The 23,439-nt window shown below is 70.9% G+C and carries 23 protein-coding genes; 9 read left to right on the top strand and 14 right to left on the bottom strand.

The genetic code is table 11. The features are described from left to right. Nucleotides 1-12: 12 nt before the first annotated feature. On the bottom strand, nucleotides 13-663 hold the full coding sequence (locus tag AB0M63_RS02545) for a TetR/AcrR family transcriptional regulator C-terminal domain-containing protein (protein WP_366018106.1): 651 nt from the start codon (nucleotides 661-663) through the stop codon (nucleotides 13-15). A gap of 72 nt (nucleotides 664-735) precedes the next feature. Between AB0M63_RS02545 and AB0M63_RS02540 the strand changes: the two genes are divergently transcribed. After that, nucleotides 736-2,148 carry an FAD-dependent oxidoreductase gene (locus AB0M63_RS02540; RefSeq protein ID WP_366018105.1) on the top strand — a complete coding sequence of 471 codons (1,413 nt, stop codon included), beginning with the start codon at nucleotides 736-738 and terminating at the stop codon, nucleotides 2,146-2,148. 151 nt (nucleotides 2,149-2,299) lie between these two features. Here AB0M63_RS02540 and leuE read toward each other — a convergent pair whose 3' ends face one another. Together leuE and AB0M63_RS02530 are read right to left on the bottom strand one after the other, a co-directional pair. Further along, the gene (gene leuE, locus AB0M63_RS02535; RefSeq protein ID WP_366018104.1) at nucleotides 2,300-2,953 is read right to left on the bottom strand and encodes a leucine efflux protein LeuE; all 654 of its coding nucleotides are present in this window, start codon (nucleotides 2,951-2,953) and stop codon (nucleotides 2,300-2,302) included. A gap of 30 nt (nucleotides 2,954-2,983) precedes the next feature. Further along, nucleotides 2,984-4,591 carry a methylmalonyl-CoA mutase family protein gene (locus AB0M63_RS02530; RefSeq protein ID WP_366018103.1) on the bottom strand — a complete coding sequence of 536 codons (1,608 nt, stop codon included), beginning with the start codon at nucleotides 4,589-4,591 and terminating at the stop codon, nucleotides 2,984-2,986. Between the two features lie 97 nt (nucleotides 4,592-4,688). Between AB0M63_RS02530 and AB0M63_RS02525 the strand changes: the two genes are divergently transcribed. Further along, nucleotides 4,689-5,510, top strand: coding sequence for a L,D-transpeptidase family protein (locus tag AB0M63_RS02525; RefSeq protein WP_366018102.1), 822 nt, complete (start codon nucleotides 4,689-4,691; stop codon nucleotides 5,508-5,510). Between the two features lie 223 nt (nucleotides 5,511-5,733). Here the strand turns inward: AB0M63_RS02525 and AB0M63_RS02520 are convergent, their stop codons facing one another. Both AB0M63_RS02520 and AB0M63_RS02515 read right to left on the bottom strand, forming a co-directional pair. Further along, nucleotides 5,734-6,855, bottom strand: coding sequence for a hypothetical protein (locus AB0M63_RS02520; RefSeq protein ID WP_366018101.1), 1,122 nt, complete (start codon nucleotides 6,853-6,855; stop codon nucleotides 5,734-5,736). Next, nucleotides 6,855-7,517 (bottom strand): RNA polymerase sigma factor, encoded by a 663-nt coding sequence (locus AB0M63_RS02515; RefSeq protein WP_355903064.1) that lies wholly within the window; start codon nucleotides 7,515-7,517, stop codon nucleotides 6,855-6,857. The genes AB0M63_RS02520 and AB0M63_RS02515 overlap by 1 nt, the downstream gene beginning before the upstream one ends. A 368-nt stretch (nucleotides 7,518-7,885) precedes the next feature. Between AB0M63_RS02515 and AB0M63_RS02510 the strand changes: the two genes are divergently transcribed. After that, entirely contained in the window at nucleotides 7,886-8,869 is a 984-nt protein-coding gene (locus tag AB0M63_RS02510; protein ID WP_366018100.1) for an AraC family transcriptional regulator, read from the top strand. Between the two features lie 324 nt (nucleotides 8,870-9,193). Here AB0M63_RS02510 and AB0M63_RS02505 read toward each other — a convergent pair whose 3' ends face one another. From AB0M63_RS02505 to AB0M63_RS02490, 4 genes are all read right to left on the bottom strand, one after another. Next, nucleotides 9,194-9,799, bottom strand: coding sequence for a hypothetical protein (locus AB0M63_RS02505; RefSeq protein ID WP_366018099.1), 606 nt, complete (start codon nucleotides 9,797-9,799; stop codon nucleotides 9,194-9,196). Between the two features lie 96 nt (nucleotides 9,800-9,895). After that, on the bottom strand, nucleotides 9,896-10,519 hold the full coding sequence (locus AB0M63_RS02500) for a hypothetical protein (protein WP_355903059.1): 624 nt from the start codon (nucleotides 10,517-10,519) through the stop codon (nucleotides 9,896-9,898). A 432-nt stretch (nucleotides 10,520-10,951) separates the two neighbouring features. Further along, nucleotides 10,952-11,200, bottom strand: a complete 249-nt coding sequence (locus AB0M63_RS02495; RefSeq protein ID WP_366018098.1) for a hypothetical protein — start codon at nucleotides 11,198-11,200, stop codon at nucleotides 10,952-10,954. Further along, complete coding sequence (locus AB0M63_RS02490) at nucleotides 11,193-11,852, bottom strand: RNA polymerase sigma factor (protein ID WP_366018097.1); 660 nt, start codon at nucleotides 11,850-11,852, stop codon at nucleotides 11,193-11,195. Before AB0M63_RS02490 ends, AB0M63_RS02495 begins: the two co-directional genes overlap by 8 nt. Nucleotides 11,853-12,065: 213 nt before the next feature. Here AB0M63_RS02490 and AB0M63_RS02485 point away from each other — a divergent pair, with 213 nt between their 5' ends. Beyond that, nucleotides 12,066-13,253 (top strand): Gfo/Idh/MocA family oxidoreductase, encoded by a 1,188-nt coding sequence (locus AB0M63_RS02485; RefSeq protein WP_366018096.1) that lies wholly within the window; start codon nucleotides 12,066-12,068, stop codon nucleotides 13,251-13,253. 22 nt (nucleotides 13,254-13,275) lie between these two features. On the opposite strand, the gene AB0M63_RS02480 is transcribed toward AB0M63_RS02485, so the two are convergent. From AB0M63_RS02480 to AB0M63_RS02460, 5 genes are all read right to left on the bottom strand, one after another. Beyond that, complete coding sequence (locus AB0M63_RS02480; RefSeq protein ID WP_355903051.1) at nucleotides 13,276-14,751, bottom strand: MFS transporter; 1,476 nt, start codon at nucleotides 14,749-14,751, stop codon at nucleotides 13,276-13,278. A 114-nt stretch (nucleotides 14,752-14,865) separates the two neighbouring features. Further along, on the bottom strand, nucleotides 14,866-15,255 hold the full coding sequence (locus AB0M63_RS02475) for a hypothetical protein (RefSeq protein ID WP_355903660.1): 390 nt from the start codon (nucleotides 15,253-15,255) through the stop codon (nucleotides 14,866-14,868). A gap of 126 nt (nucleotides 15,256-15,381) precedes the next feature. Next, a complete protein-coding gene (locus tag AB0M63_RS02470; RefSeq protein WP_355903049.1) occupies nucleotides 15,382-15,939 on the bottom strand; it encodes a hypothetical protein in 558 nt (185 codons plus the stop codon). Nucleotides 15,940-16,580: 641 nt separating this feature from the next. Next, nucleotides 16,581-17,282 (bottom strand): DUF4328 domain-containing protein, encoded by a 702-nt coding sequence (locus tag AB0M63_RS02465; protein WP_355903047.1) that lies wholly within the window; start codon nucleotides 17,280-17,282, stop codon nucleotides 16,581-16,583. A gap of 97 nt (nucleotides 17,283-17,379) precedes the next feature. Next, nucleotides 17,380-19,005 carry a family 20 glycosylhydrolase gene (locus AB0M63_RS02460; protein ID WP_355903656.1) on the bottom strand — a complete coding sequence of 542 codons (1,626 nt, stop codon included), beginning with the start codon at nucleotides 19,003-19,005 and terminating at the stop codon, nucleotides 17,380-17,382. A gap of 254 nt (nucleotides 19,006-19,259) precedes the next feature. On the opposite strand from AB0M63_RS02460, the gene AB0M63_RS02455 reads away from it, so the two are divergent. The 5 genes from AB0M63_RS02455 (at nucleotide 19,260) to AB0M63_RS02435 (ending at nucleotide 23,412) form a co-directional block, all read left to right on the top strand. Then, the gene (locus tag AB0M63_RS02455; RefSeq protein WP_366018093.1) at nucleotides 19,260-19,763 is read left to right on the top strand and encodes a 2-oxo-4-hydroxy-4-carboxy-5-ureidoimidazoline decarboxylase; all 504 of its coding nucleotides are present in this window, start codon (nucleotides 19,260-19,262) and stop codon (nucleotides 19,761-19,763) included. Nucleotides 19,764-19,985: 222 nt separating this feature from the next. After that, complete coding sequence (sdhC, locus tag AB0M63_RS02450; RefSeq protein ID WP_078652359.1) at nucleotides 19,986-20,366, top strand: succinate dehydrogenase, cytochrome b556 subunit; 381 nt, start codon at nucleotides 19,986-19,988, stop codon at nucleotides 20,364-20,366. A gap of 5 nt (nucleotides 20,367-20,371) precedes the next feature. Continuing rightward, nucleotides 20,372-20,854 (top strand): succinate dehydrogenase hydrophobic membrane anchor subunit, encoded by a 483-nt coding sequence (locus AB0M63_RS02445; protein ID WP_355903043.1) that lies wholly within the window; start codon nucleotides 20,372-20,374, stop codon nucleotides 20,852-20,854. 24 nt (nucleotides 20,855-20,878) lie between these two features. After that, a complete protein-coding gene (gene sdhA / locus AB0M63_RS02440) occupies nucleotides 20,879-22,633 on the top strand; it encodes a succinate dehydrogenase flavoprotein subunit (RefSeq protein WP_355903041.1) in 1,755 nt (584 codons plus the stop codon). After that, entirely contained in the window at nucleotides 22,633-23,412 is a 780-nt protein-coding gene (locus AB0M63_RS02435) for a succinate dehydrogenase iron-sulfur subunit (RefSeq protein ID WP_355903039.1), read from the top strand. Before sdhA ends, AB0M63_RS02435 begins: the two co-directional genes overlap by 1 nt. Nucleotides 23,413-23,439: the final 27 nt, after the last annotated feature.

The raw sequence follows: 23,439 nt of genomic DNA, 5'->3' as shown, positions 1-23,439 counted from the left end.
CTCTTCGGGCGTTCAGCTGATGCCGAAACGGACCTCGACACCCGCGACGAGCAGGTCGAGCCCCTCCTCGAAGTGCTTTTCGTAGTCCTCGAAGATCTCGGCGCCCGCAGCCGCCGAAAGGGGGAAGTCGGCCAGCATGCGGGCCCGTTCGTCCACGTCGTACCCCTCGCGGCGCTCGTCCGGCAGGAGTTGCACACCTTGCTCCTCACTCACGAACCCGATCGTGTAGAGGTACGACGTCGAGGTCGCGCGGACCGCCTGGGCGAGGGTGAAGCCGGCCTCGGTGAACAGGCGCAGGGTGCGCTCCATCTCCACGGCGTGCAGGGTGCCGGTGAAGCGTGAACCGCTGAAGACCTTGGCGCCGTCGCGGTAGCCGAGCAGCGCGGCACGCAGGGCGCGGTTGGACTTCAGCAGGTGCTCCTGCCAGGTGCCGGCGGGGTCGGTCGCGGAGCCGGCGACCATCCGGCGGTACATCTCCGTGGCCATCTCGTCGAGCAGCGCCTGCTTGTCCTTGAAGTGCCAGTACAACGCGGGCGCCTTGACGTCCAGTTCCTTGGCGATGGCACGCAGCGAGAGCCCGTCGAGGCCGACCTCGTTCAGCAGCCTCAGGGCGGTGTCCGCGACGCGCTTGCGGTCCAGGGGGATGCGGCGTTCCGTACTCACGCTTGACAGCTTAACAGCGTTAAGGGCACTCTGGCGGACGTCGGAACTTAACAGCGTTAAGGAGATTGGATCATGGCAGAGCAGACGGACGTACTGATCGTCGGCGCGGGCCCGACCGGCCTCGCCCTCGGGATCGACCTGGCCCGGCGCGGGGTGGAGGCGCTGGTCGTGGAGAAGGCGGAGGCGCTCTTCCCCGGCTCGCGCGGCAAGGGCATCCAGCCGCGCACGATGGAGGTCTTCGACGACCTCGGCGTGATCGACGCGATCCTCGCGAAGGGCGGCCGCTATCCGGTCGGCGCGGTCTGGCAGGACGGCCGGAAGGTCGGCGAACACCAGATGTTCGAGCCGTCCGAGAAGGAGCCCGACACGCCCTACGGCGAACCGTGGATGGTGCCGCAGTGGCGCACCCAGGAGATCCTCTTCGCCCGGCTGACGGAGCTGGGCGGAAAGGTGGCCTTCGGGCGGGAGGTCACCGGCTTCAGCCAGGACGCGGACGGTGTGACGGTCGGCTTCGCCTCCGGCGCTCCGGTCCGCGCGCGGTACGCCGTAGCCGCCGACGGCGGTCGCTCGGTGGTCCGCCGGACGCTGGGGATCGCCATGACGGGCGAGACAGTCGACCCGAGCCCGATGCTGGTCGCGGACGTCCGGATCGCCGGCCTCGACCGCGACAACGTGCAGGTCTTCCCGCCGCGCGGGGACGAGGGCTTCCTCGCGATCTTCCCGCTGGCCGGCACCGAGGACTTCCAGATCTCGGCGCAGTTCCCGGAGGGCACGGACATCGACCTCTCCCTCGACGGCGTCCGCGAGACCGTGGCCCGGCGCACCCACCTCGCCGCCGAGAATGTGACCGAACTGCGCTGGGCGTCCAACTTCCAGCCGCGTGCCGCCCTCGCGGACCGCTTCCGCACCGGGCGAGTCTTCCTCGCCGGGGACGCGGCGCACGTCCACTCGCCGGCCGGCGGACAGGGCCTCAACACCAGCGTGCAGGACGCCTACAACCTCGGCTGGAAACTCGGCGCGGTGCTGCGCGACGGCGCCCCCGAGTCCCTCCTCGACACCTACGAGGAGGAGCGGCTGCCCAACGCCGCCGACATGCTCGGCCTGTCCACCGGCGTCCACCGCGGCGAGATCCGGCGCGGCAGGGCCACCCAGCAACTCGGCCTCGGCTACCGCGCCCGCTCCCTCTCGGTGGAGACCCGCACGGCCCTGCCCGAGGACGCCCTACAGGCCGGCGACCGCGCCCCCGACCGCACAGTCAACGGCGTCCACCTCTTCGACGCCTTCCGCGGCCCGCACTGGACCTTGCTGTCCCTGGACGCCGAAGCACCGGCGCACGTCGGCGAACGCGTGCACGTCGTGGCGGGCCCCGCCGTCGAGACGTACGGCACGGGTCTGTTTCTGGTCCGCCCGGACGGTTACATCGGCTGGGCGGGCGAGAGCGCTGACGGCTTGGCGGAGTACATGAACCGACTCGGCCTGGTCTAGGGCCTGCTCAGTGGATCAAGCCGCAGACGCGGGGCCTGGCACGCGCTCCCGCGCCGCCCTGCAGGGGTGGGGCCCCAGCCGCGCCGTTGTCCGGCGGCCGATCCGTGTCACCCGCGGCGGCGAGCAGACCCCGCCGATCCGCCGGACAGGCCTACGCGCTGGCCAGCGTCAGCTTGACCGCGAAGCCCAGGAACAGGGCGCCCGCCGCCGAGGTCGCCGCTGCCGCGAGGCGCCTGCGGCGGCGGAAGGCCGAGGCCAGTTTGGTGCCGCCGAAGATCAGGGCGGTGAGGTAGAGGAAGCTCGCCAGTTGGGCGAAGGCGCCGAGGACGACGAAGGAGATGGCGGGGTAGGCGTACCCCGGGTCGACGAACTGCACGAAGAAGGCGACGAAGAACAGGATCGCCTTCGGGTTGAAGAGGCTCACCACGAAGGCACGCCGGTACGGTCGTTCATCGGCGCTCTCGGCGACGGCCCCCGCCGCGACCGCCGCCCGCTCCTTGCGGTTCCGCCACATCGTCCGGGCGGCCCGCAGCATCCCCACGGCCAGCCAGGTCAGATAGCCGGCGCCCGCGTACTTCACGATCCCGAACAGCAGGGCGTTGGCCTGCAGCAGCGAGGCGACCCCGGCGGCGGAGAGCGTCATCAGGACGGTGTCGCCGCACCACACACCCGCGGCGGCGGTGTACCCGGCCCGGATCCCGCGCCGGGCGGCGACCGAGAGGACGTACAGGGAGTTGGGACCGGGCAGCAGGACGATCAGGACCAGGCCGGCCAGGTAGGTGGGGAGGTCTATGACACCGAACATGAGCACGAGTGTCGCACGGGATCCGGCGGCTCAGAAGGTGTCGTTCGGGACGTACGTCCCCCACACCTCCCGCAGCGCGCCGCACACCTCGCCCACCGTCGCCCGCGCCCGCAGCGCGTCCTTCATCGGGTACAGCACGTTGTCTGAACCCTCCGCACCCTCCGCCGCCTTCCGCAGCGCGCCCAGCGCCGAGTCCACCGCCCTCGCGTCCCGTTCGGCGCGCAACCGCGCCAGCCGGGCGGCCTGCCGGGCCTCGATCTCCGGGTCGACGCGGAGCGGCTCGTACGGTTCCTCCGCGTCCAGCCGGAAGCGGTTCACACCGACGACCACCCGCTCGCCCGCGTCCGTCTCCTGGGCGATCCGGTACGCGCTGCGCTCGATCTCGCCCTTCTGGAAGCCGTGTTCGATGGCGCCGACCGCGCCGCCCAGGTCCTCGACCCGCCGCATCAGGTCGAGGGCGGCCGCCTCGACGTCGTCGGTCAGCGTCTCGACGACGTACGAGCCCGCGAAGGGGTCCACGGTGGCGGTGACGTCCGTCTCGTAGGCCAGTACCTGCTGGGTACGCAGCGCGAGGCGGGCGCTCTTGTCCGTCGGGAGCGCGATCGCCTCGTCGAAGGAGTTGGTGTGCAGGGACTGGGTGCCGCCGAGCACCGCGGCCAGGCCCTGGACCGCGACCCGGACGAGGTTCACCTCCGGCTGCTGGGCGGTGAGTTGGACGCCCGCGGTCTGGGTGTGGAAGCGCAGCATGAGCGACTTGGGGTTCTTCGCGCCGAACTCCTCCCGCATCACCCGGGCCCAAATGCGCCTGGCCGCACGGAACTTGGCGACCTCTTCGAGGATCGTCGTACGCGCCACGAAGAAGAAGGACAGCCGGGGTGCGAAGGAGTCGACGTCCAGGCCGGCCGCGACCGCCGTACGGACGTACTCGATGCCGTCGGCGAGGGTGAAGGCGATCTCCTGCGCGGGCGAGGCGCCGGCCTCCGCCATGTGGTAGCCGGAGATCGAGATCGTGTTCCACTTCGGGATCTCGGCCCCGCAGTACCGGAAGATGTCCGCGGTCAGCCGCAGCGACGGCTTCGGCGGGAAGATGTACGTCCCGCGCGCGATGTACTCCTTCAGCACGTCGTTCTGGATCGTGCCGGTCAACTGCCCTGCCGCCACGCCCTGTTCCTCGCCGACGAGCTGGTACATCAGCAGGAGGAGGGCGGCCGGGGCGTTGATCGTCATCGAGGTGGAGACCCGGTCCAGCGGGATGCCGTCGAACAGCACCCGCATGTCGTCCACCGAGTCGATCGCGACGCCGACCTTGCCGACCTCGCCGTGCGCGAGGGGCGCGTCGGAGTCGTGGCCCATCTGGGTGGGCAGGTCGAAGGCGACGGACAGGCCCGTCGTGCCGTGGTCGATCAACTGCCGGTAGCGGGCGTTGGACTCCGCCGCCGTACCGAAGCCGGCGTACTGGCGCATCGTCCAGGGCCGTCCCGTGTACATCGACGGATACACGCCCCGCGTGAAGGGATACTCCCCCGGCGCGCCCAGCCGCTCGGCCGGATCCCAGCCGGCCAGCGCCTCGGGACCGTAGACGGGTTCGATCGGTGTTCCGCTCTCGGTGGATCTGGCACTGCCCGATTCGCGCACCATGGTGTGCACCTCCGGTCACCACCATGCCGCGCCGTTCGCGGCCCGTCATCCGGGGGTACGTGTCCGGGTGACACCGGTGAGACGGCGGGGGTCCGGGATGCGTATTACGGGCATGGGGAGAGCGATCGCCGCCTCGGCGGCCCTGTCGGCCCTGCTGGCGGTGTGCGACTGCACGGCGCAGGGCACGGACGCGGACGGCGGGCACCATCTGCCGGTGCACATCGAGCTGCCGGGCGGCGACGCCAAGCCCTCGGCCACCGCGAGCACCCCGAGCGCCGCGCCCGCCGGAGGCGTCCTGTGGTCGCGCGGCGACAGCGGCCCGGACGTACGCGAGTTGCAGGCGCGGCTACGGCAGGTCGACTGGCTCTTCGACGGGCCGACCGGCACCTACGACGACCTCACCGAGCAGGCCGTCGCGGGTTTCCAGGGCAAGCGCGGGCTGCCGAAGACCGGCGCGACCGACAGGGCCACCTGGCAGCGGCTGCTGAAGATGACGCACGAGCCGGGCAAGTGGGAGCTGTATCTGATGGGCGGCCAGCCGGCCGGGGCGCCCGACCCGCGCTGTCTGACCGGGCGGGTGCTGTGCATCGACAAGACGACCCGCACCCTGCGCTGGATGATCGACGGCCGGACGGTGTCGACGATGTCGGTACGGTTCGGCGCGCAGTACACCCCGACCCGCGACGGTGTGTTCCACGTCTACTGGAAGGCGCGGAACTGGGTGTCCACGCTCTACAACTCCCCCATGCCGTACGCGATGTTCTTCAGCGGCGGCCAGGCGGTGCACTTCTCGTACGACTTCTCGGCCCGGGGTTACGCGGGCGGTTCGCACGGCTGCGTCAACGTACGGGACGAGGCGGCGATCGCGAGTCTCTTCGCTCAGGTGCGGACCGGCGACAAGGTCGTCGTCTACTGGTGACCGCCCTGAGGCGGTGAGGTGTGGGGCGCGGGCGGGACCGGGGGAACGTGTCCCGCCCGCGCCGAGTGCACGAGCCGTAGGTACGGGGGGAACCCCCGGCTCTGTGCGATGGCCGATGACCAGTCGGCTCACTCAGTACTGCGCCACGGCGGCCGAAAACGTCACACCCCGCGTGAAAAAAATTCCACGGCTCACGAAAGTGCAGGTCAGACGGGCTTCGGGTTCAGAGCGCGCTGTACGTCGGACTGGGGTCCGGTGTCCGGTGGGTCGTGGTGGCGGCGGCGCCGTTGTCCTGGTGCCCGCCGTTCCCGCCGGCGTTGCCACCACTGTCATTGCCGTCGTTGCCGTCATTGCCGCCCGGGGCGATCGGGCTCAGGTGACTGTCGTCGACGCCTTGGTCGCCGCCCTGAGCGCCACCGTTCGTGACACTGCCGCCGCCACCGTCGCTGCCGCTGTCACCGTTGCTGCCGCTTGCGCCCTTGTCGCCTTTGCCGCCCTTGTCGTCCGTGCCGGAGCCACCGCTCTTGAGGAGGCCCTTGCAGTACGTCCACACATGGGACGTACCGCCCGCCGCGCCCTCCAGGGTGCGCTTGCGGCCGGCGTCCAGGGACTCGCCGTCACGGAGGGCACGGCAGGACGAGGTGAGACCGCTCCGCCCGTTGCCGGCCCCGGCGGACTTGTCGTCTCCGGCCCCGGCGGAGGGCGTGGGGTTGGTGCCGCGGCCGGCGGCCTCGCCGGAGGAGTCGTCGGAGCCGCCGCTCGTCGTGGGCGTGTCCGAGCCGCCGGTGCCGTTCGGCGAGGGCGAGAGGAAGGGATGGTCGGGGGTCGCCGCCGCGGAGATCGAGGCGGCGGGCGCCGGGTGGTCGTCGAACGGTGTCGGCAGGACGCCGGTACCGGCCGCGACCGCGACCCCGCCGAGCATCCCGACGGCGACCGCGGCGGTCAGCCCGAACCGCGCGGGTCTGCCCCAGCGAGAGCCCGGGGCGGCCGGGGCAGGGCGCCCGAGCCGGACCAGCCCGGCGTCGGAGGAGTGGGTGCGGCCGGGCCGGCCGAGGGCGGACCGCTCGACATCGTTGCCGGTGCGCGTCGCCCGGAAGGCGGCCAACGCGGCTTCCTCGCCCGGGAGTTCGACCTTGGCGGGCGAGGGGTCCACGGACAGCGCGCCGAGGGCCTTGGCGAGCCGCTCGGCCTGCGCGCGGTCGGCCGGGTCGACGGCTTCGAGGGACTCGCCGCGCAGCAGCAGCTCGGCGGTCCCGCGGTCCAGCCATCGGCCGGGGGTCCGGCCCGCGGCGGAGCCGCCGGCGGATTCGGTGTCCCCCGGAAAAGCAGAGCGCTCGTCGGCCATCACATGTCCTTCTGCGTCCGCGCGCGCGTATGCGTCACAGTGGCGGACGTCACCGCGCGGTCGCGCGGGTCTCGCTGGGGCGGCAGGGCGTCGAGGGCGGCGGCAGATTCCGGGTCGCCGCCGAGCAGTTCCGCGAGCCGCTTCAGGCCGCGGTGCGCGGCCGTACGGACGGCGCCGGGTCGCTTGCCGAGGGTCTCCGCGGCGGTCTTGGCGTCGAGGCCCATGACCACCCGCAGGACGACGGCCTCCGCCTGGTCCTGCGGGAGCTGGGCGATGAGGGAGAGGGTGCTGCCGGTGGCCAGCGCCTCGATGGCCTCGCCGGCGGTGTCGGACTCGGCGGCGCGGCCGGTCAGTTCGGTCTCGTCGCCGCCTATCGCGGGGCGGCGGCCGCGCATCCGTATGTGGTCCAGGGCGCGGTTGCGGGCGATCCGGGCGGCCCATCCCCTGAACCGGTCCGCGTCCCCGTCGAACCGGTCCAGATCACGGGCGATCTGCAGCCAGGCCTCGGACGCGACGTCCTCGGCGTCCGGATCGCCGACCAGCGTCCGTACGTATCCGAGCAGCCGCGGGTGCACCGCGCGGTACACAGTCCGGAAAGCGCTCTCGTCCCCGTCCTGTGCCGCAAGCACCGCGGCGGTCAGCTCCGCGTCGTCCCCCAGCACGTGGTCCCTCGAATTTGATGGTCGCGGCCGCACTCCGGCGCGAAAGGCACGTTACGACCTGAAACTGCTCCTCGTCCATGTCCGTACAAGCTGCAACTACTTGGTTCACGGGTGCGGTGTGACAGAAAACGCAGTCATGGCGCTGTAGAAGGTACGGGCCGCCGCGCGGCCCGTACCGCGCGACGGCCGGGGCCTCTCCTGTGGGGGGTGGCGGCTCCGGCCGTCTCCGCGATCCACGGCGTCCTGGACCGGTGACGTCCCGTTCCGGCCAATCCGCCGGGAGGGGACAAGATCGGCCACGGTGACAGGCAGTGGTTGACCATAATCTGCACCGTCCCTCACACGGCCCAGGTGCAGGAGGTTGCGGTATGCGGCAGTCGCCCCGCCAGGGCCAGGATCTGCTGAGGTTCCGGACGACGGATGTCGACGAGGCCCGGCACGTCATCGGAGAACGCTTCTACGCCAACTTCATCGACGTGCGCGACGGCGGCGCCGAGTTCATGGCCCGGTACGACATCGCCACGCTCGGTCCGCTCACACTCGGACGTCTCGCTTTCGGCGCGGAGGTGCGCATACGGTTCGGGGAACTCGGCTCGTACCACGTGGACATTCCCCTGGCCGGCCGCCTGGCCTGGCGCCAGGGGACGCACACCAAGGCGGTGGCGACCACCGCGAACGCGGCCGTCTTCCAGCCGTACGGCGACACGACCCTGGACCTGGTGAGCACCGACTGCTCCATGCTGGCCGTGAAGATCGACTCCGAGGCCCTCAACGCTCAGCTCGAACGCCTTCTCGGCCGGCCACTGCGCGCCCCCGTCGTCCTCACGCCGGAACTCGACGTCACGCAGGGCGCGGGCCTGAGCTGGGTACGGATGATCCGCGCGGTGTTCGACGAGGTGCGGGCCGGCGGGCTGCCCACCCGGCCGATGGTCGCCCGCCCGCTCCAGGAAGCCCTGCTGACCGGGCTCCTCCTCGCCACCGGCCACCGCTACCGCGACGAACTCGACCGGCCCGGCCCCGCCCTGCGCCCGGGCCCCGTCAAGCGCGCGGTCGAGGCCATCCACAGCATGCCGCAACACCCGTTCACGGTAAGCGAGTTGGCCGTTCTCGCCGGGGTGAGCGTGCGGCGGCTCCAAGAAGCCTTCCAGGAGTACGTCGGCATGACCCCGCTGGCGTACCTCACCGACGTCCGCCTCACCCGCGCGCACGACGAGCTGCGCCGCGGCACACCGGGCGAGGTGAACGTGAGCGAGGTCGCCCACCGTTGGAGCTTCGGCCACCTGGGCCGCTTCGCATCCCGCTACCGGGCCCGCTACGGCGAGTTGCCCTCGCAGACCCTGCGTTCCGGCTGACCACGGCCCGCCCCATCGCCCCGCGCTGCGCGGACAACGGCCGCGCTCGGCGGATCGTGCGCGGAGGCCACCGCGCCCTAGGGTTTCCGGTGTTCGCGCGTCCGCCTCTTCGGTCCGACGCGCGGACACCGGCCGATCCGCGTCCATCCCCTCGGCCGGTCCCAGCCCGTCGGCTTCCCCCCCAACAGCCGCGGGCGGTCGGCAGCGCACACGCGGCCCTGAACGCGCCGCGGTGCACTGCCCGACACCGGAGGAGGTCCGGGCCGGGGTCGGCGCCGGCCCGGACCTTGGCCGCGGCACAGGAGCGCGGCGTGGGGACCCCGGTCAGCGAGCGGTGCGGCCGGTCGGCAGTTTCGCCGTGATGGAACGGGCCACCTGGGCCACCTCGTCGTGCGGCTCGGTGCTCGCCGCCGTTCCGAGGGTCAGCACCCAGGTCCGGGCTCCCGTGGTCCACACGACGAAGGTGAGGTGCTGCCGCGCCTGGATCTGGTAGGCGGTCTCCCGGAAGGCGTGCCGGCCGAGGTCGCCGACCGGGTCGACGCGGACCTCGCGCATCCCGGCCGAGGACGGATGGGCGCGCAGGTCGTGGGCGGCGGACAGCTCGGTGTCGTAGGCGCGGGAGGCCGGGGTGAGGGAGAGCGTCGCGGTTCCGTCGGCGGCGGCGTAACCGCAGACGTCCGGGGCCCGGCCCTTGTCGGGGGCGGCCTGGATCGTGGGCCGGGCGTCGGTGATGAGCCGCTCGGCGGCGGCCGGGGTCAGGGCGGTGCACAGGTGGGACGGCGGCGCGGTCCGCACCGCACCGGCGACGGGAGCGGCCGAGGGTGTGGAGTGGTGGGTTGTGGAGCCGCAGGCGGTCAGCAGACCGAGGGCGGCGATCACCGTGATCGAACCGGCGACGGCGGCACGGAGGGGACGACGACGCACCAACATGGGATCAGGTCCTGGGGGTCGGGTGGATGCGGGAGGGGGTGCGCCGGTGTGGCACCCCGCCTCGGTCGGCGGGGCGCCACACCGGACCGGTGGTCCCTACCAGACGTGGTACGTCCCGTAGTCACTGACCTTCAGGTTGGTCGTCCAACTGCCCCAGCGCTCGTTCGGGGACCAGGTGTACTTCCACGCGGCGGTGTTCGGGCTGGACGGGCTCGACGCGCACCGCTTCCCGGTGGAGTGGTAGATGCCCTGGTAGTTGCCCTTCGTCCAGCGGCGCTCCACGACCTGGATGGGCTGGGCGAACTGGCCCGGCTTCAGGTTGGTCGTGAAGGTGTACGAGGTGGTGGTGGAGCCGTTGCGCTCGTACGAGGGGGTGAGCGCGGCGAGTTCGCTCACGACCTTGCTGAGGGCGCCGGGGACCTTGACGCTGAGGCCGGCCGACCACTTCCAGCCCGTGGTCTTGGACTGCTGCCAGGCGTAGGAGCAGCTGGGGACGTTCCAGGGGCACTGGAACGTCGGGCCCCGCCAGGTCCAGTCCTGCCAGGTGTTGTTCGCCTGCTGTGTGGTCAGCGACCTGGTCTTGTCGGGGGTGTACCGGTTGCCGGCGATGTCGGCCTGTGAGCCGTCCGAGTTCCCCAGGCACTGCCAACTGGCCGCCGAGGCGGAGCCGGGCGCCGCGAGCAGCACCAGCGGGGCCAGTGCCAGCGTCAGCAGCCCCACCCATCTGCTCCGCGCGGGACGCTTCCTGCGTGTCGCCGGGGAATCCCCGCCACGGCGCACGCCGCCGTTGATCTTCACCGTCGTGTCTCCTCTGCGATGTCGGCGCCGTCGCATCAACCGTGCGACCCGCGTCTGACACCGAGATTCACCACCGGAGGGTTGATCAGCCACCCGTCCCCGGAGCCGATCAATTCCCGGCCCCGCATCCGCACGATCGTTCAGCCGCGGGCCACTTCGTGGACATGCGGCCGGGGTGGGGCTGGGGCTGGTGTGCTCTCCGGCGGCTCAGGCCACGAAAGCGACGCAGGCCTCCAACGGCGTTGTCGTCACTCGCCGAGTCGCCCATCGCCTCGCCCGCTGCGGCAGCCGCCGATACCGACGTCTCCTCCGCCGTGCGGGCCGCACGCACCACACCCCGCTCACCGGTGCCGCTCAGGCGCCGTCGCCCGGCCCGCTGCCTGATCCGCCGGGCCGGCTCCAGCGGCGCGGCTCCCCGTCCTCCCCGCGGGCCCCCGGGCTCCAGTCGTCCTGTTGCCGGGTGTGGGGGCACAGGCTCCCGGAGTCGCGGGCCGCGCGGAACGCGGCCACCGCTCGGCCCTGCGCCTCGTCGTCCAGGGCGGACCCGCGCAGGGCGGCGCCGAGCAGGGCCGGGAGTCCGGCGTCGTGCTGCAGCTCACTCATGTCCGTGTCCACCCTTCGGCGCCTTCGGCGAACCGTCGTCCGACTCCCCCAGCGTCCGGGGCCCGGCATCCGTCACACCGTCCCCGGCGAGTTCGCGGGCCAGCCGCTTCAGCCCCCGGTAGGCCGCCGTACGGACCGCGCCGGGGCGTTTGCCCAGGACGCGGGCGGCGGCGGGGCCGTCGAGGCCGACGACCACGCGGAGCAGGACGGCCTCGGCCTGGTCGCGGGGCAGCCCCCGGACCAGACCGAGGGCGTACTCGGTGGAGAGGGACTCCAGGGCCTGGTCGTGGGTGCTGTGCGGTCCGGGGAGTTCGAGTACGTCCTGTTCGAGCGTCGAGGACCGCGGCCGCACCCGCTGTCTGCGCAGATGGTCGAGCGCGCGGTGCCGGGCGATGGTCGCCGTCCAACCGCGGAAGCCCGCCCCGTCGCCCCGGAAGCGGCCCAGGTCGCGGGCGATCTCCAGCCAGGCGTCGGACGCCACGTCCTCGGCCTCGTCGCCGACCAGCCCGCGCAGATATCCGAGCAGGCCGGGCTGCACGATCCGGTACGCGACCGTGAAAGCGCCGTCGTCGCCCTGCTGGGCCCGCGCCACGGCCGCGCCCAGCTCCCCGTCGTGCGCGTGCCCGCGCCGGGGCTCGCCTGTCTGGCCCAAGGACTGTCCTCGTCCGTACCGAATGCGCGAAGGATGCGTGATCCGTACCGGGCGCGGCGGTCCCCCGCACCCCCCATGGCCATCAGCGCCGGGTCGCACAGAAATGTCACAGCCCGTCAGCCGTCGCACACATTTCGGGCCCTACGACGGGGCACGGTCCCTCTGGCCCAGGTGAACGTCCGCCCGTGGCGTCCCCTCGAACGAAGGAGACCCATGTCCGACCTCCGTATCGGCGTCCTCGGCTACGGCCTGCGCGGCAGCCTCGCCCGCGTCGCCCACCGCCCCGGCGCGGGCTCCCGCGTCATCGCCCTGGCGGACCCCGACCCGGCGGCCCGCGCGAAGGCCACCGGAGACTTCCCAGGGGCAACCACAACTGCCGTGCACCGCAAGGTCATCGAGTCCCCCGACATCGACGCGGTTCTCGTCCTCACCCCGGACCACACCCATGCCGACCTCGCCTGCGAGGCCCTGCGCGCCGGCCGGCCCGTCCTCGTCGAGAAGCCCCTCGCCATCACCGTCGAGCAATGCGACCGCGTCCTGCGCACCGCCCAGGAGACCGGCACCCGCCTCTACGTCGGCCACAACATGCGCCACATGCCGGTGATCCGCCTGCTGCGCGACCTCGTCGAGGGCGGAGCGATCGGCACCGTCAAGACGGTGTGGGTACGGCACTTCGTCGGCTACGGCGGCGACTGGTACTTCAAGGACTGGCACGCCGAACGCCGTTACAGCACCGGCCTGTTGCTCCAGAAGGCCGCCCACGACCTGGACGTGGTGCACTGGCTGGCCGGCGGATACACCCGCCGGGTGCAGGCGTTCGGCGACCTCATGGTCTACGGCGGCAGTCCGCACCGGCGGGCACCCGGCGAGCCGAAGACCGCCGACTGGTACACCGAGGACGGCCACTGGCCGCCGCACACCCAGCGGGCGCTGAACCCGGTCATCGACGTCGAGGACGTGTCGCTGGTCAACCTGCGCCTGGACAACGGGGTGTTGGCCGCCTACCAGCAGTGCCATTTCACCCCCGACTACTGGCGCAACTACACCGTCATCGGCGACGCGGGCCGGCTGGAGAACTTCGGCGACGGGCCGGGCGCGGTGGCGAGGGTCTGGAACAGCCGCCGTTCGGGCTACCGGCAGCGGCCCGACGCGGAGTACGCGGTGCCGGACATCGTGGAGCGGGACGGCGAACACGGCGGCGCCGACCCGCTGTTGATCGACGAGTTCCTGCGGTTCGTACGGCACGGCGGCCGCACGGACACCTCGCCGGTCGCCGCGCGGATGGCGGTGGCGGCCGGGTCGGGAGCCACCGAGTCGCTCCGGGACGGCGGCACCCCGCGCGAGGTACCGCCCCTCGACCCGGAGCTGATCGCCTACTTCGAGCGGGGACAACAGCCTTGAAGGGCAGTTTTAGAGGGCGGCCCTAAATGGTCGTGTCCACCGGCTGTTGGGGCGTCTCCGTCGGGGCGGCGGCCGGTGTGGGCACCCGGTCCGTGTTCACCAGGACGCCCGCGATGAGCGCGGCCAGCAGGATCGAGGCCATCGCCCACCAGGTGGCGACGTTGAACCCGTGCACCGCGGCCTTGGCCTCCAGCAGTTGCCTGTTCGCGCCGGGGCCCGCGTGGGCGGTGGCGTAGCGCGCGGTGACCGTGGCGGCGATCGTGTTGAGCAGGGCCGTACCGATCGAACCGCCCACCTGCTGGGCGGTGTTGAAGGTGGCGGAGGCCGCGCCGGAGTCGCGGGGTGCGACGCTCCCGGTGGCGAGGGACACCGAGGTCATCATCGCCGTACCCATGCCGAGGCCGAGCATCAGCATGCCGGGCAGGATGTACGTGGCGTACGCGGGTTCCACCCCGACCTGGGCGATCAGCGCGAGCGCGCCCGCCGCGACCAGCAGGCCCGGGACCATCAGGGTGCGCGGCGGCACCCGGTGCAGCAGCCGGGCCGCGACCTGGGTCGAGCCGGTGATCATGCCGACGGTGATGGGGAGATAGGCGACGCCCGTCTTGACCGGCGAATAACCGAGGACGCGCTGCATGTAGTAGGTGAGGAAGAGGAACACACCGAACATGCCGATGGTGACGAACAGGATGGTGAGGAACGCCCCGACCCGCTGGCGGTCCTTCACCACCGTCATCGGCAGCAGCGGGACCCGGGCCCGGGTCTGCCAGAACCCGAAGGCGGCGAGCAGGACGACCCCGGCGGCGAGCAGCGTCAGCACCAGGCCGTCGCCCCAACTCCGGGACTCCGCCTCGGAGAAGCCGTAGACGAGGGTGAGCATGCCGAGGGAGCCGAGGAGGGCGCCGGGTATGTCGAGGTGGGCGTCCGGGTGCCGGGAGCTGTCGCTGAGCAGGACCCAGGCGCCGGCGAAGGCGACCAGCGCGATGGGCACGTTGACGTAGAGGCACCAGCGCCAGTCCAGGTACTGGGTGAGGAAGCCGCCCGCGAGCAGTCCGACGGCCGCGCCCGCGCCGACGATCGCGCCGAACACGCCGAAGGCCTTGCTGCGGTCCTTGGGGTCGGTGAACGTCGTCGTCAGCAGCGACAGCGCGGAGGGCGCGAGCAGCGCGGCGAAGACACCCTGGAGGGCGCGGGCGCCGAACAGCATGCCCTGGTTGGCGGCGGCACCGCCGAGCGCGGACGCGGCGGCGAAGCCGATCAGCCCGATCATGAAGGTGTTCTTGCGCCCGGCGAGGTCGGCGATCCGACCGCCGAGCAGCAGCAGTCCGCCGAAGGCGAGCGTGTAGGCGGTGATGACCCACTGCCGGTTTCCGTCCGACATGCCGAGGTCGGTCTGGGCGGACGGCAGGGCGATGTTGACGATGGTCATGTCGAGGACGACCATCAACTGCGCGAGCGCGATGACGACGAGCGCCCACCAACGGCGGTTCTCGGCCATGGATCCTCCCCGGGTCAGGCGGCCGCTCCCATCGTCCTCCCGCACCCCACCCTTTGGGAACGCACCCGTCTCTTATTACGCCGATTTTGCCGTGCCGCGCACCACCGAACTCCGTTACCCGGGTACGCCGTTCACCGCGTCCCGGCACAGCAGCCGCAGCGACCCGTGCCCACCGAAACACCGCCGCGCCTCGTCGATGGGGTCCCACAGCCGCCCCTCGGGCGTCCGCAGCCAGTGCTCACCGCCGGTGGCCCACCACTCGGCACCGGTCTGCCGCGCGATCACCTCACCGGCGTAGGCCCCGAACCCGCGCAACTCGCTCTCCATCGCGGCATACGGCGCACCCTCCCGCCGTATCTCCTCGATCATCCGGTCGACCCGCCACAGACTCTGCGCCGAGTAGTCGAGCCGCACCCGGGCCCCTTCACGCATCATCGCCACGGCGTCCGCGGCCCACCGCACGGGCCGCGCGGCGGCCCGGGGCCGGGCGTCCCACGTCATCATCTGCTCTGTCACCGCACAAGGAAAAGCATGGTGAGAGGGTGTTACGGCACCCCCGTCCGGCCTTTTTCCCCGGACCGGCGCAGGACCGCCGCACGTCCACCGCAGGACAGCCACAGTTCCCGCCGCTCAACCCCGCCCGCGCGCCCGGCGCGACACCACCGCGCGCAGCACCCGCCGTCCCTCCGTCGACACGGCGAGCACCTGGCGCAGTCCGCCCGGACCGCTGCCGCCGAGCAGTTCGAGGACGGTGATCTGACGCCGCAACTCGGCGGCGACGAGGGGCGAGATGCCGTCCGTACGGCCTTCACGGCGGTCGTGGACCCAGTCCCTGTCGTCGCCGACGGGGGCCATGACCTCCAGAAGCCGGTGGATCCGCAGCGAGGCGACCGAACAGGCGTCGGCCCACACCCGCACCGGAGCGCCCGTGGGCTCGGCGGGCGCGGTCGCGAGCATCCGGCGGGCGAGCAGCACGGCCCGGTCCTCGCCCGATTCCTCGAACGGAGCGGGCAGCTTGGCCCGAGCCTGCTCCAGCCGCTCACCCCACTCCTCGTCCAGGCCGGCCCAGAGTGGCCGCAACACCTCGTCGTCACCGCCCAGCAACGGCACACACCGATCCAAACAAGCCAGTCCACTGACAGCCAGCGCGCGCTCATCGGCCTGCGCGATCAGCTCCACCAGAACCATCCAGACCTCCCGCATTCCCGCTGCCGCGTGCTACACCCCGGGAGTGTCACACGGGAGGACGCCGGGCACGCCGAGAAACCGGAAGAAGGGGTTTTCGGCCAACGGGGGTTGATCTTCGGTGCTGGAACCTTTGGCGTGGTTCGCGAAGAGTAGGGCGTCGGGCAGCGTCACGAGGTTCTGGGCGGCCCCCGCTGGACAGAGCGCACTCTCCGACCCCGCCATCTCGACGACCGCACGGTCGGTGCCCACAACGGGGCGAAAGCAAGCCGGAGTTACCCAAAGCAGGAACCACCACCGCGCGGCCCAGCCCCTCAGCACATCTGAGCCGAACCAAACACCCAACGGACAAGCCCAGCAGCCAGCCGGGCCACCCAAGCGGGACGGCCCGTCCGAACCAGACGGCCGAGTCGGTCAGGCCCCCCGGACCAGGCGGAACACCAGACAGCCCGGCCCGTCATCCGGCCGCTCACTTCCTCCACAGGAACCACCGTCGGCAAGCCGAACGCCACAACGGTCGCCGAGGCCTGCGAAGCCACCGCTCGCCGAGCAGGCCAGCACGCCCCGGCCACTCAGGTCACAGTGATCACCGGACCACCCGGACCACCACAGAAACCGGCAGCCCGCTCACACCGCCACCCCCGTCAGACAGCCACCGGCGCAACCGGCCCCGCCAACGCCTTCTCGTGCTGCATCCGCGTCAACCGCAGCACGACGAGGATCGCGAGCCCCGCCGCCGCGATGTCGATGGCGTCGGAGATCATCAACTGGTAGGCGGCGGAGTGGATCTGGTCGGGTGCGTCGGTGTTCCCGTAGTCCGTGTAGCCAAGTCGGTCGCCGAGGAGGGACAGGAGCCACAGGGTCCACCAGGCGTTGACCGGCCAGTGCGATCGGTGGGTGCCGGCGGGGCTGCTGGACTTCCAGATCTCGACAGTGATCCGGCGCGGGTAGACGATGTTGACGAACGGGACGAACCAACCCCCGATCGCCCACCACGGCTTCATGGTCTGCTCGGACGGGTCGAACAGCCCGGCGTTCGCCCGCACCCGCACGAACCAGGTCAGGTACACGATCATGCAGGCGATCAGCGCGCCCGACTGGACGCCGCCCGCCAGCGAGTTGAGGGACTCCGCGTCGTCCAGCCGCCCGGTGACCGCACGGCCGCCCGCGCCGTCCATGAGGTCGCCCGTGACGTCGTAGAGGGCGAGATCGGCGTAGACGGCGAAGAGGTCGACGGCGATGACGAGCCCGAGCAGTGCGGCGGCGGCCCGGCCGAGTCCGACCGGCGAGCGCAGGTAGGACGCGGGACTTGGCGACAGACCGGGTTCCGGTCTGGGCGTGGGCATGGGAACGGACATGATGTGGCAACCCCCCGAGTACGAAACAGAAGGGGGAACATACGATCTACCGCCCCGGTAAGTCCAGCAGCGCGGACCGCCCCGCTCAACCCACCTTGCCCGCAAGCGACTTGAACTGCGTCCAGCTCAACTCCGGTTTCCCCGGATCCCACAGCTTCTGGACCGTCGCCCGCAGCGGCATCCGGATGCCGGCCGCGACCTGGTCCTGCGTCTGCGAGTTGGCGAGGTCGCACCACACCGCGAAGGAACCGCCGAGGATCTGGGAGTCGTACTTCGCCGGGACCGCCTGCGTCCCGCGCAGCACCCGCGGGGTCCACTGCTCGTAGATCCGCTGCCCGGTCGGATAGACGAAGGTCTGCGGCTCGCCGAGGACGTAGTAGAGGTACTCGTCGTTGTAGTTGAGGACCTTGCGGCCCGCGCTCAGATACGCGACGGGCTGCCGGGCGCCGATCTCCTTGCCCGTCCAGTACGCCACTTGAAGATCCTTGGCCGCCTGCACGGACGTACCCGCGAAGAAGCCGTCGTTCCACACCCGCATCGTCCGGTCGTGGTTGCGGACGGTGTCGGCGCGGTCGTTGAGCCAGCCGGTGGTGAGGTCGGCGACGGTGCCGCCGGAGCCGTAGGCCTTCGTCGCGGCGGCGGCCAACTGCGGGAAGGACGCCTGAGGGTTGGCGACCGTGAGCGCCTGGTACTCGTCGCCGCCGAGGTGCCACTGGTCGCCGGGGAACAACCCGGCGTACTCGTCGAGGAGTTCGTCGACGATCGCGGCGGACGCGTCCTTGGAGATGTCGATCGCGCCTCGCGTGGCGACACCCGACGCGTTGCGCAGTTGCAGGTCCGGGTGGGCGGCGATCACTGCGCCCAGATGCCCCGGCGAGTCGATCTCGGGCACGACGGTGATGTGCCGGCTCGCCGCGAGGTCGACGATCTGCTTCACCTGGGCCTTGGTCAGGTGGTCCTTGGAGACGATCTCGGGATGGGTCGTCGACGCGATCCGGAAGCCCTGGTCGTCGGAGAAGTGCAGCCCCAGTTCGTTGAACTTCAGGTCGCCCAACTCCCGTACCCGGTCCTCGATCCAGGACGCGGTGAACGGCTTGCGCGCGATGTCCAGCATGAACCCGCGCCGCGGCTTGGCCGGCTGGTCGTGCACGACGCCCTCCGGCGCCGTACCGCCGCCGTGCACTTCCTGCTTGAGCGTGCGGGTGCCGTAGAACACCCCCGCGTCCGAGGGCCCGCTGACGGTGACCCGCCCGCCGCGCACGGTCATCGCGTACGACTCCGGGTTCGCGCCCTCGTCGTCGTTGAGCGCCAGTCGTACGTCCCCTGCGCGCACGTCGCTCTTCTCGCCGGCGTACGTCAGCCCCAGCTCACCGGCGATCAGCCGCCCCTCGTCGACGAGGTCGGCGTCGTCCACCACGACCCGCTCGCCCTTGGCGGGCCGCCACCCGGGGCCGCGCGCGGGGGTGTGGGAGCGGACGGCCGGAATGGTGCGGGGCGCCTGCGACAGCGGATACGACCGGGTCGGGGTCGGACTCGGACTCGGCGTCCTGGACTCGGAACGGGAGGCCGCGGAGGTGCTGTCGGCGGGGCTCAGCGCCGCGCCCGCGGGACTCCCGTCGTCCCCGGACGACGCCCACAGCCCGAGGCCCACCCCGCCCGCGACCACGGCAGTGGCCGCGGCGACCGCGATCAGCCCCCGCCTCTGCTTCAGCTGCTTCACCTGCTTCGCCGACGAGCGGCGCCTGTGCTGGCTCACGGCGCCAACCTACGGCCCCGGGCGCACCCGGGGTGTCCACCACACGTTCCGAAACTCTCCCGTCCGGGTGAAATTCGGGCATCGAGCGGACACGTCATGACCACTCCCGATAACGTGGTGACGCATTTCTCACAGCATCCCCTGCCGCACCTTCCGTGACGCGAGGATCCACACTGCCTGCGCACCGCCTACCCCACCTTCCCGGCCGAGTGGCCATACCGGCGCTGCCCGAGCAGTCCCGCACCTCGCCGTCCCCGAACGCGCTGGACACGTTCAACACCGCGTCCGCCGACGAGGCCCGCCTCACCCTCCTCACCTGTCTCCACAGCCTCCGCTGGTCGCGCCGCCTCACCGACCACCGCCCCTACCCCGACCTGGACTCCGTACTCGCCGCGTCCGACGAGGCGGCCTACGACCTCACGGCCGGGGACCTCGCCGAAGCGCTGGCGGGCGAGTCGCTGCCCGTCCTCCCGGACGACACCTACGAGGCCGCCCACATGGCCCTGGACGCGGCCCACGCGGCGTACGAGGCCCGCTTCGGACATGTGTTCGTCATCTGTGTGGACGGCGTACCCCCGGGCGAGGTCCTGGACCACGTACTGGCGGGCATCCGGTCACGTTTGACAAACGATCCGGAGGAGGAGCGGGTGGTGGTGGCGGAGGAACTCCGGCGCCTGGCACGGGGACGCCTGCTCGACGCCCTCGCCTTCTAAGGCCGGCCGAAGCCTGAACGGTTGCCCGCAGTCTGAACGGCCGCCCGAAACTAGCCCGTACGTGCACCTTTGCGTGCCAGTTTGATCACACAGACAGGCCCGCTGTAAGTACCGCGTCAGCGCCTGGTTACGATGCTGAGGGCCGGAGGACCGTACCCGGCCGGGCCCGACCGACAGAGAAGCCGGCGCGGCCCTAAATCCCCGCTCCCGGAGGGTTCTTCCGTGCCGGCTGGAACGCTGTACCGCGGCCGGGAAGGAATGTGGTCCTGGGTGGCTCATCGAGTCACCGGCGTCCTCATCTTCTTCTTCCTGTTCGTACACGTGCTGGACACCGCTCTTGTGCGTGTCTCCCCCGAGGACTACGACAAGGTCGTAGCCACCTACAAGACGCCGATCGTGGCACTGCTGGAGTACGGCCTCGTCGCCGCGATCCTCTTCCACGCACTCAACGGCCTGCGCGTCATCGCCGTCGACTTCTGGTCGAAGGGACCCCGCTACCAGAAGCAGATGCTGTGGTCCGTAGTCGGCCTCTGGCTCGTGCTGATGCTCGGGGCGATCTACCCCGTGCTCGGCCACGCCGCTCGTGTTCTGTTCGGGAGCTGACCCAGATGTCTACGACTGAAACCGCGGCCTCGGGCATCGGCCCCGTCGAGAGTGCGTCCGTCTACACCGTGGACAACCCGGCGCCCCTCATCGAGGCCCCCCGCAAGCGCACCAAGAAGACCCCGAAGTCGACCCGGGGCAATTTCGAGATGTACGGCTGGCTCTTCATGCGCCTGTCCGGCGTCGTGCTGGTCGTCCTGGTCCTCGGCCACCTGCTGATCCAGCTCGTCCTCGACGGCGGTGTCTCCAAGATCGGCTTCGCCTTCGTGGCCGGCCGCTGGGCCTCGCCGTTCTGGCAGGTCTGGGACCTGCTGATGCTGTGGCTGGCGATGCTGCACGGCGCCAACGGCCTGCGCACGATCATCAACGACTACGCGGAGCGCGCGAACACCCGGCTGTGGCTCAAGGGCCTGCTCTACACCGCCACGGTGTTCACCATCCTGCTGGGCACGCTGGTGATCTTCACCTTCGACCCGAACATCCGTTAGGCAACGGGGCTGAGGAATTTCCTGATGAAGATCCACAAGTACGACACCGTCATCGTCGGCGCCGGCGGCGCCGGTATGCGCGCCGCGATCGAGTCGACGAAGCGCAGCCGCACCGCGGTCCTGACCAAGCTCTACCCCACCCGCTCCCACACGGGCGCAGCGCAGGGCGGTATGGCCGCCGCGCTCGCCAACGTGGAGGAGGACAACTGGGAGTGGCACACCTTCGACACGATCAAGGGCGGCGACTACCTGGTCGACCAGGACGCCGCCGAGATCCTGGCGAAGGAGGCCATCGACTCGGTCCTCGACCTGGAGAAGATGGGCCTGCCGTTCAACCGCACGCCGGACGGCACGATCGACCAGCGCCGCTTCGGCGGTCACAGCCGTAACCACGGCGAGGCGCCGGTCCGCCGGTCCTGCTACGCGGCCGACCGCACCGGCCACATGATCCTCCAGACGCTCTACCAGAACTGCGTGAAGGAGGGCGTGGAGTTCTTCAACGAGTTCTACGTCCTCGACCAGTTGATCACCGAGGTCGACGGCGTCAAGACGTCGGCGGGCGTGGTCGCGTACGAGCTGGCCACCGGCGAGATCCACGTCTTCCAGGCGAAGGCCGTGATCTACGCGTCCGGCGGCTGCGGCAAGTTCTTCAAGGTGACGTCGAACGCGCACACGCTGACGGGCGACGGCCAGGCCGCGGTCTACCGGCGCGGGCTGCCCCTGGAGGACATGGAGTTCTTCCAGTTCCACCCGACCGGCATCTGGCGCATGGGCATCCTGCTGACGGAGGGCGCCCGCGGTGAGGGCGGCATCCTCCGCAACAAGGACGGCGAGCGCTTCATGGAGAAGTACGCGCCGGTCATGAAGGACCTCGCGTCCCGTGACGTCGTCTCCCGCTCCATCTACACGGAGATCCGCGAGGGCCGCGGCTGCGGCCCCGAGGGCGACCACGTCTACCTGGACCTCACGCACCTCCCGCCGGAGCAGCTGGACGCCAAGCTGCCCGACATCACGGAGTTCGCGCGGACGTACCTCGGCATCGAGCCGTACACGGACCCGATCCCGATCCAGCCCACCGCGCACTACGCGATGGGCGGCATCCCGACCAACGTCGAGGGTGAGGTCCTCACGGACAACACCACCGTCGTCCCGGGCCTGTACGCGGCCGGCGAGGTCGCCTGTGTGTCGGTGCACGGCGCCAACCGGCTCGGCACCAACTCCCTCCTGGACATCAACGTGTTCGGGCGCCGGGCGGGCATCGCGGCGGCGGAGTACAGCCAGAAGGCGTCCTACGTCGAGCTGCCGGAGAACCCGGCGCAGCAGGTCGTCGACCAGGTCGAGCACCTGCGCGCTTCCACGGGCACCGAGCGGGTGGCGGTCCTGCGCCGCGAGCTGCAGGAGACCATGGACGCGAACGTCATGGTGTTCCGCACCGAGCAGACCATCAAGACGGCGGTCGAGAAGATCGCGGAGCTGCGCGAGCGCTACAAGAACATCTCGATCCAGGACAAGGGCCGGCGGTTCAACACCGACCTCCTGGAGGCCATCGAGCTGGGCAACCTGCTCGACCTGGCCGAGGTCATGGCGGTCTCCGCGCTGGCCCGCAAGGAGTCCCGCGGCGGTCACTACCGCGAGGACTACCCGAACCGCGACGACGTCAACTTCATGCGCCACACCATGGCGTACCGCGAGGTCGGCGACGACGGCACCGAGTCCATCCGTCTCGACTACAAGCCGGTCGTCCAGACCCGCTACCAGCCGATGGAGCGTAAGTACTGATGGCAACCCCTGTTCTGGACAAGGAAGAAGCGGCCGGCCAGCCCGAGCCCGGCTTCGCCGACTCCCCCTACATCACGGTCACCTTCCGGGTCCGCCGCTTCAACTCCGAGGTCTCGGCCGAAGCGACGTGGGAAGACTTCCAGCTGGAGATCGACCCCAAGGAGCGCGTCCTCGACGGCCTCCACAAGATCAAGTGGGACATCGACGGCACGCTGACCTTCCGCCGCTCGTGCGCGCACGGCATCTGCGGTTCGGACGCGATGCGGATCAACGGCAAGAACCGTCTCGCCTGCAAGACCCTGATCAAGGACCTCAACCCCGAGAAGCCGATCACGGTCGAGCCGATCAAGGGTCTGACGGTCCTGAAGGACCTGGTCGTCGACATGGACCCGTTCTTCCAGGCGTACCGGGACGTGATGCCGTTCCTCATCACGAACGACACGAACGAGCCGACGCGCGAGCGTCTCCAGACGGCCGAGGACCGCGAGCGCTTCGACGACACCACGAAGTGCATCCTCTGCGCCGCCTGCACGTCCTCGTGCCCGGTCTTCTGGAACGACGGCCAGTACTTCGGCCCGGCCGCCATCGTCAACGCCCACCGCTTCATCTTCGACAGCCGTGACGACGCGGGCGAGCAGCGGCTGGAGATCCTCAACGACCGCGACGGCGTGTGGCGTTGCCGCACGACCTTCAACTGCACGGACGCCTGTCCGCGCGGTATCGAGGTCACGAAGGCCATCCAGGAGGTCAAGCGGGCGCTGATCACGCGTCGCTTCTGAGCTTCCAGGTTCTCCATCAGGGCCCTG

The sequence above is a fragment of the Streptomyces sp. NPDC051576 genome (assembly GCF_040681835.1).
GTDB lineage: Bacteria > Actinomycetota > Actinomycetes > Streptomycetales > Streptomycetaceae > Streptomyces.
Note: the sequence above shows the minus strand (reverse complement) of the source record. Positions and strands in the feature narration are given on the sequence as shown.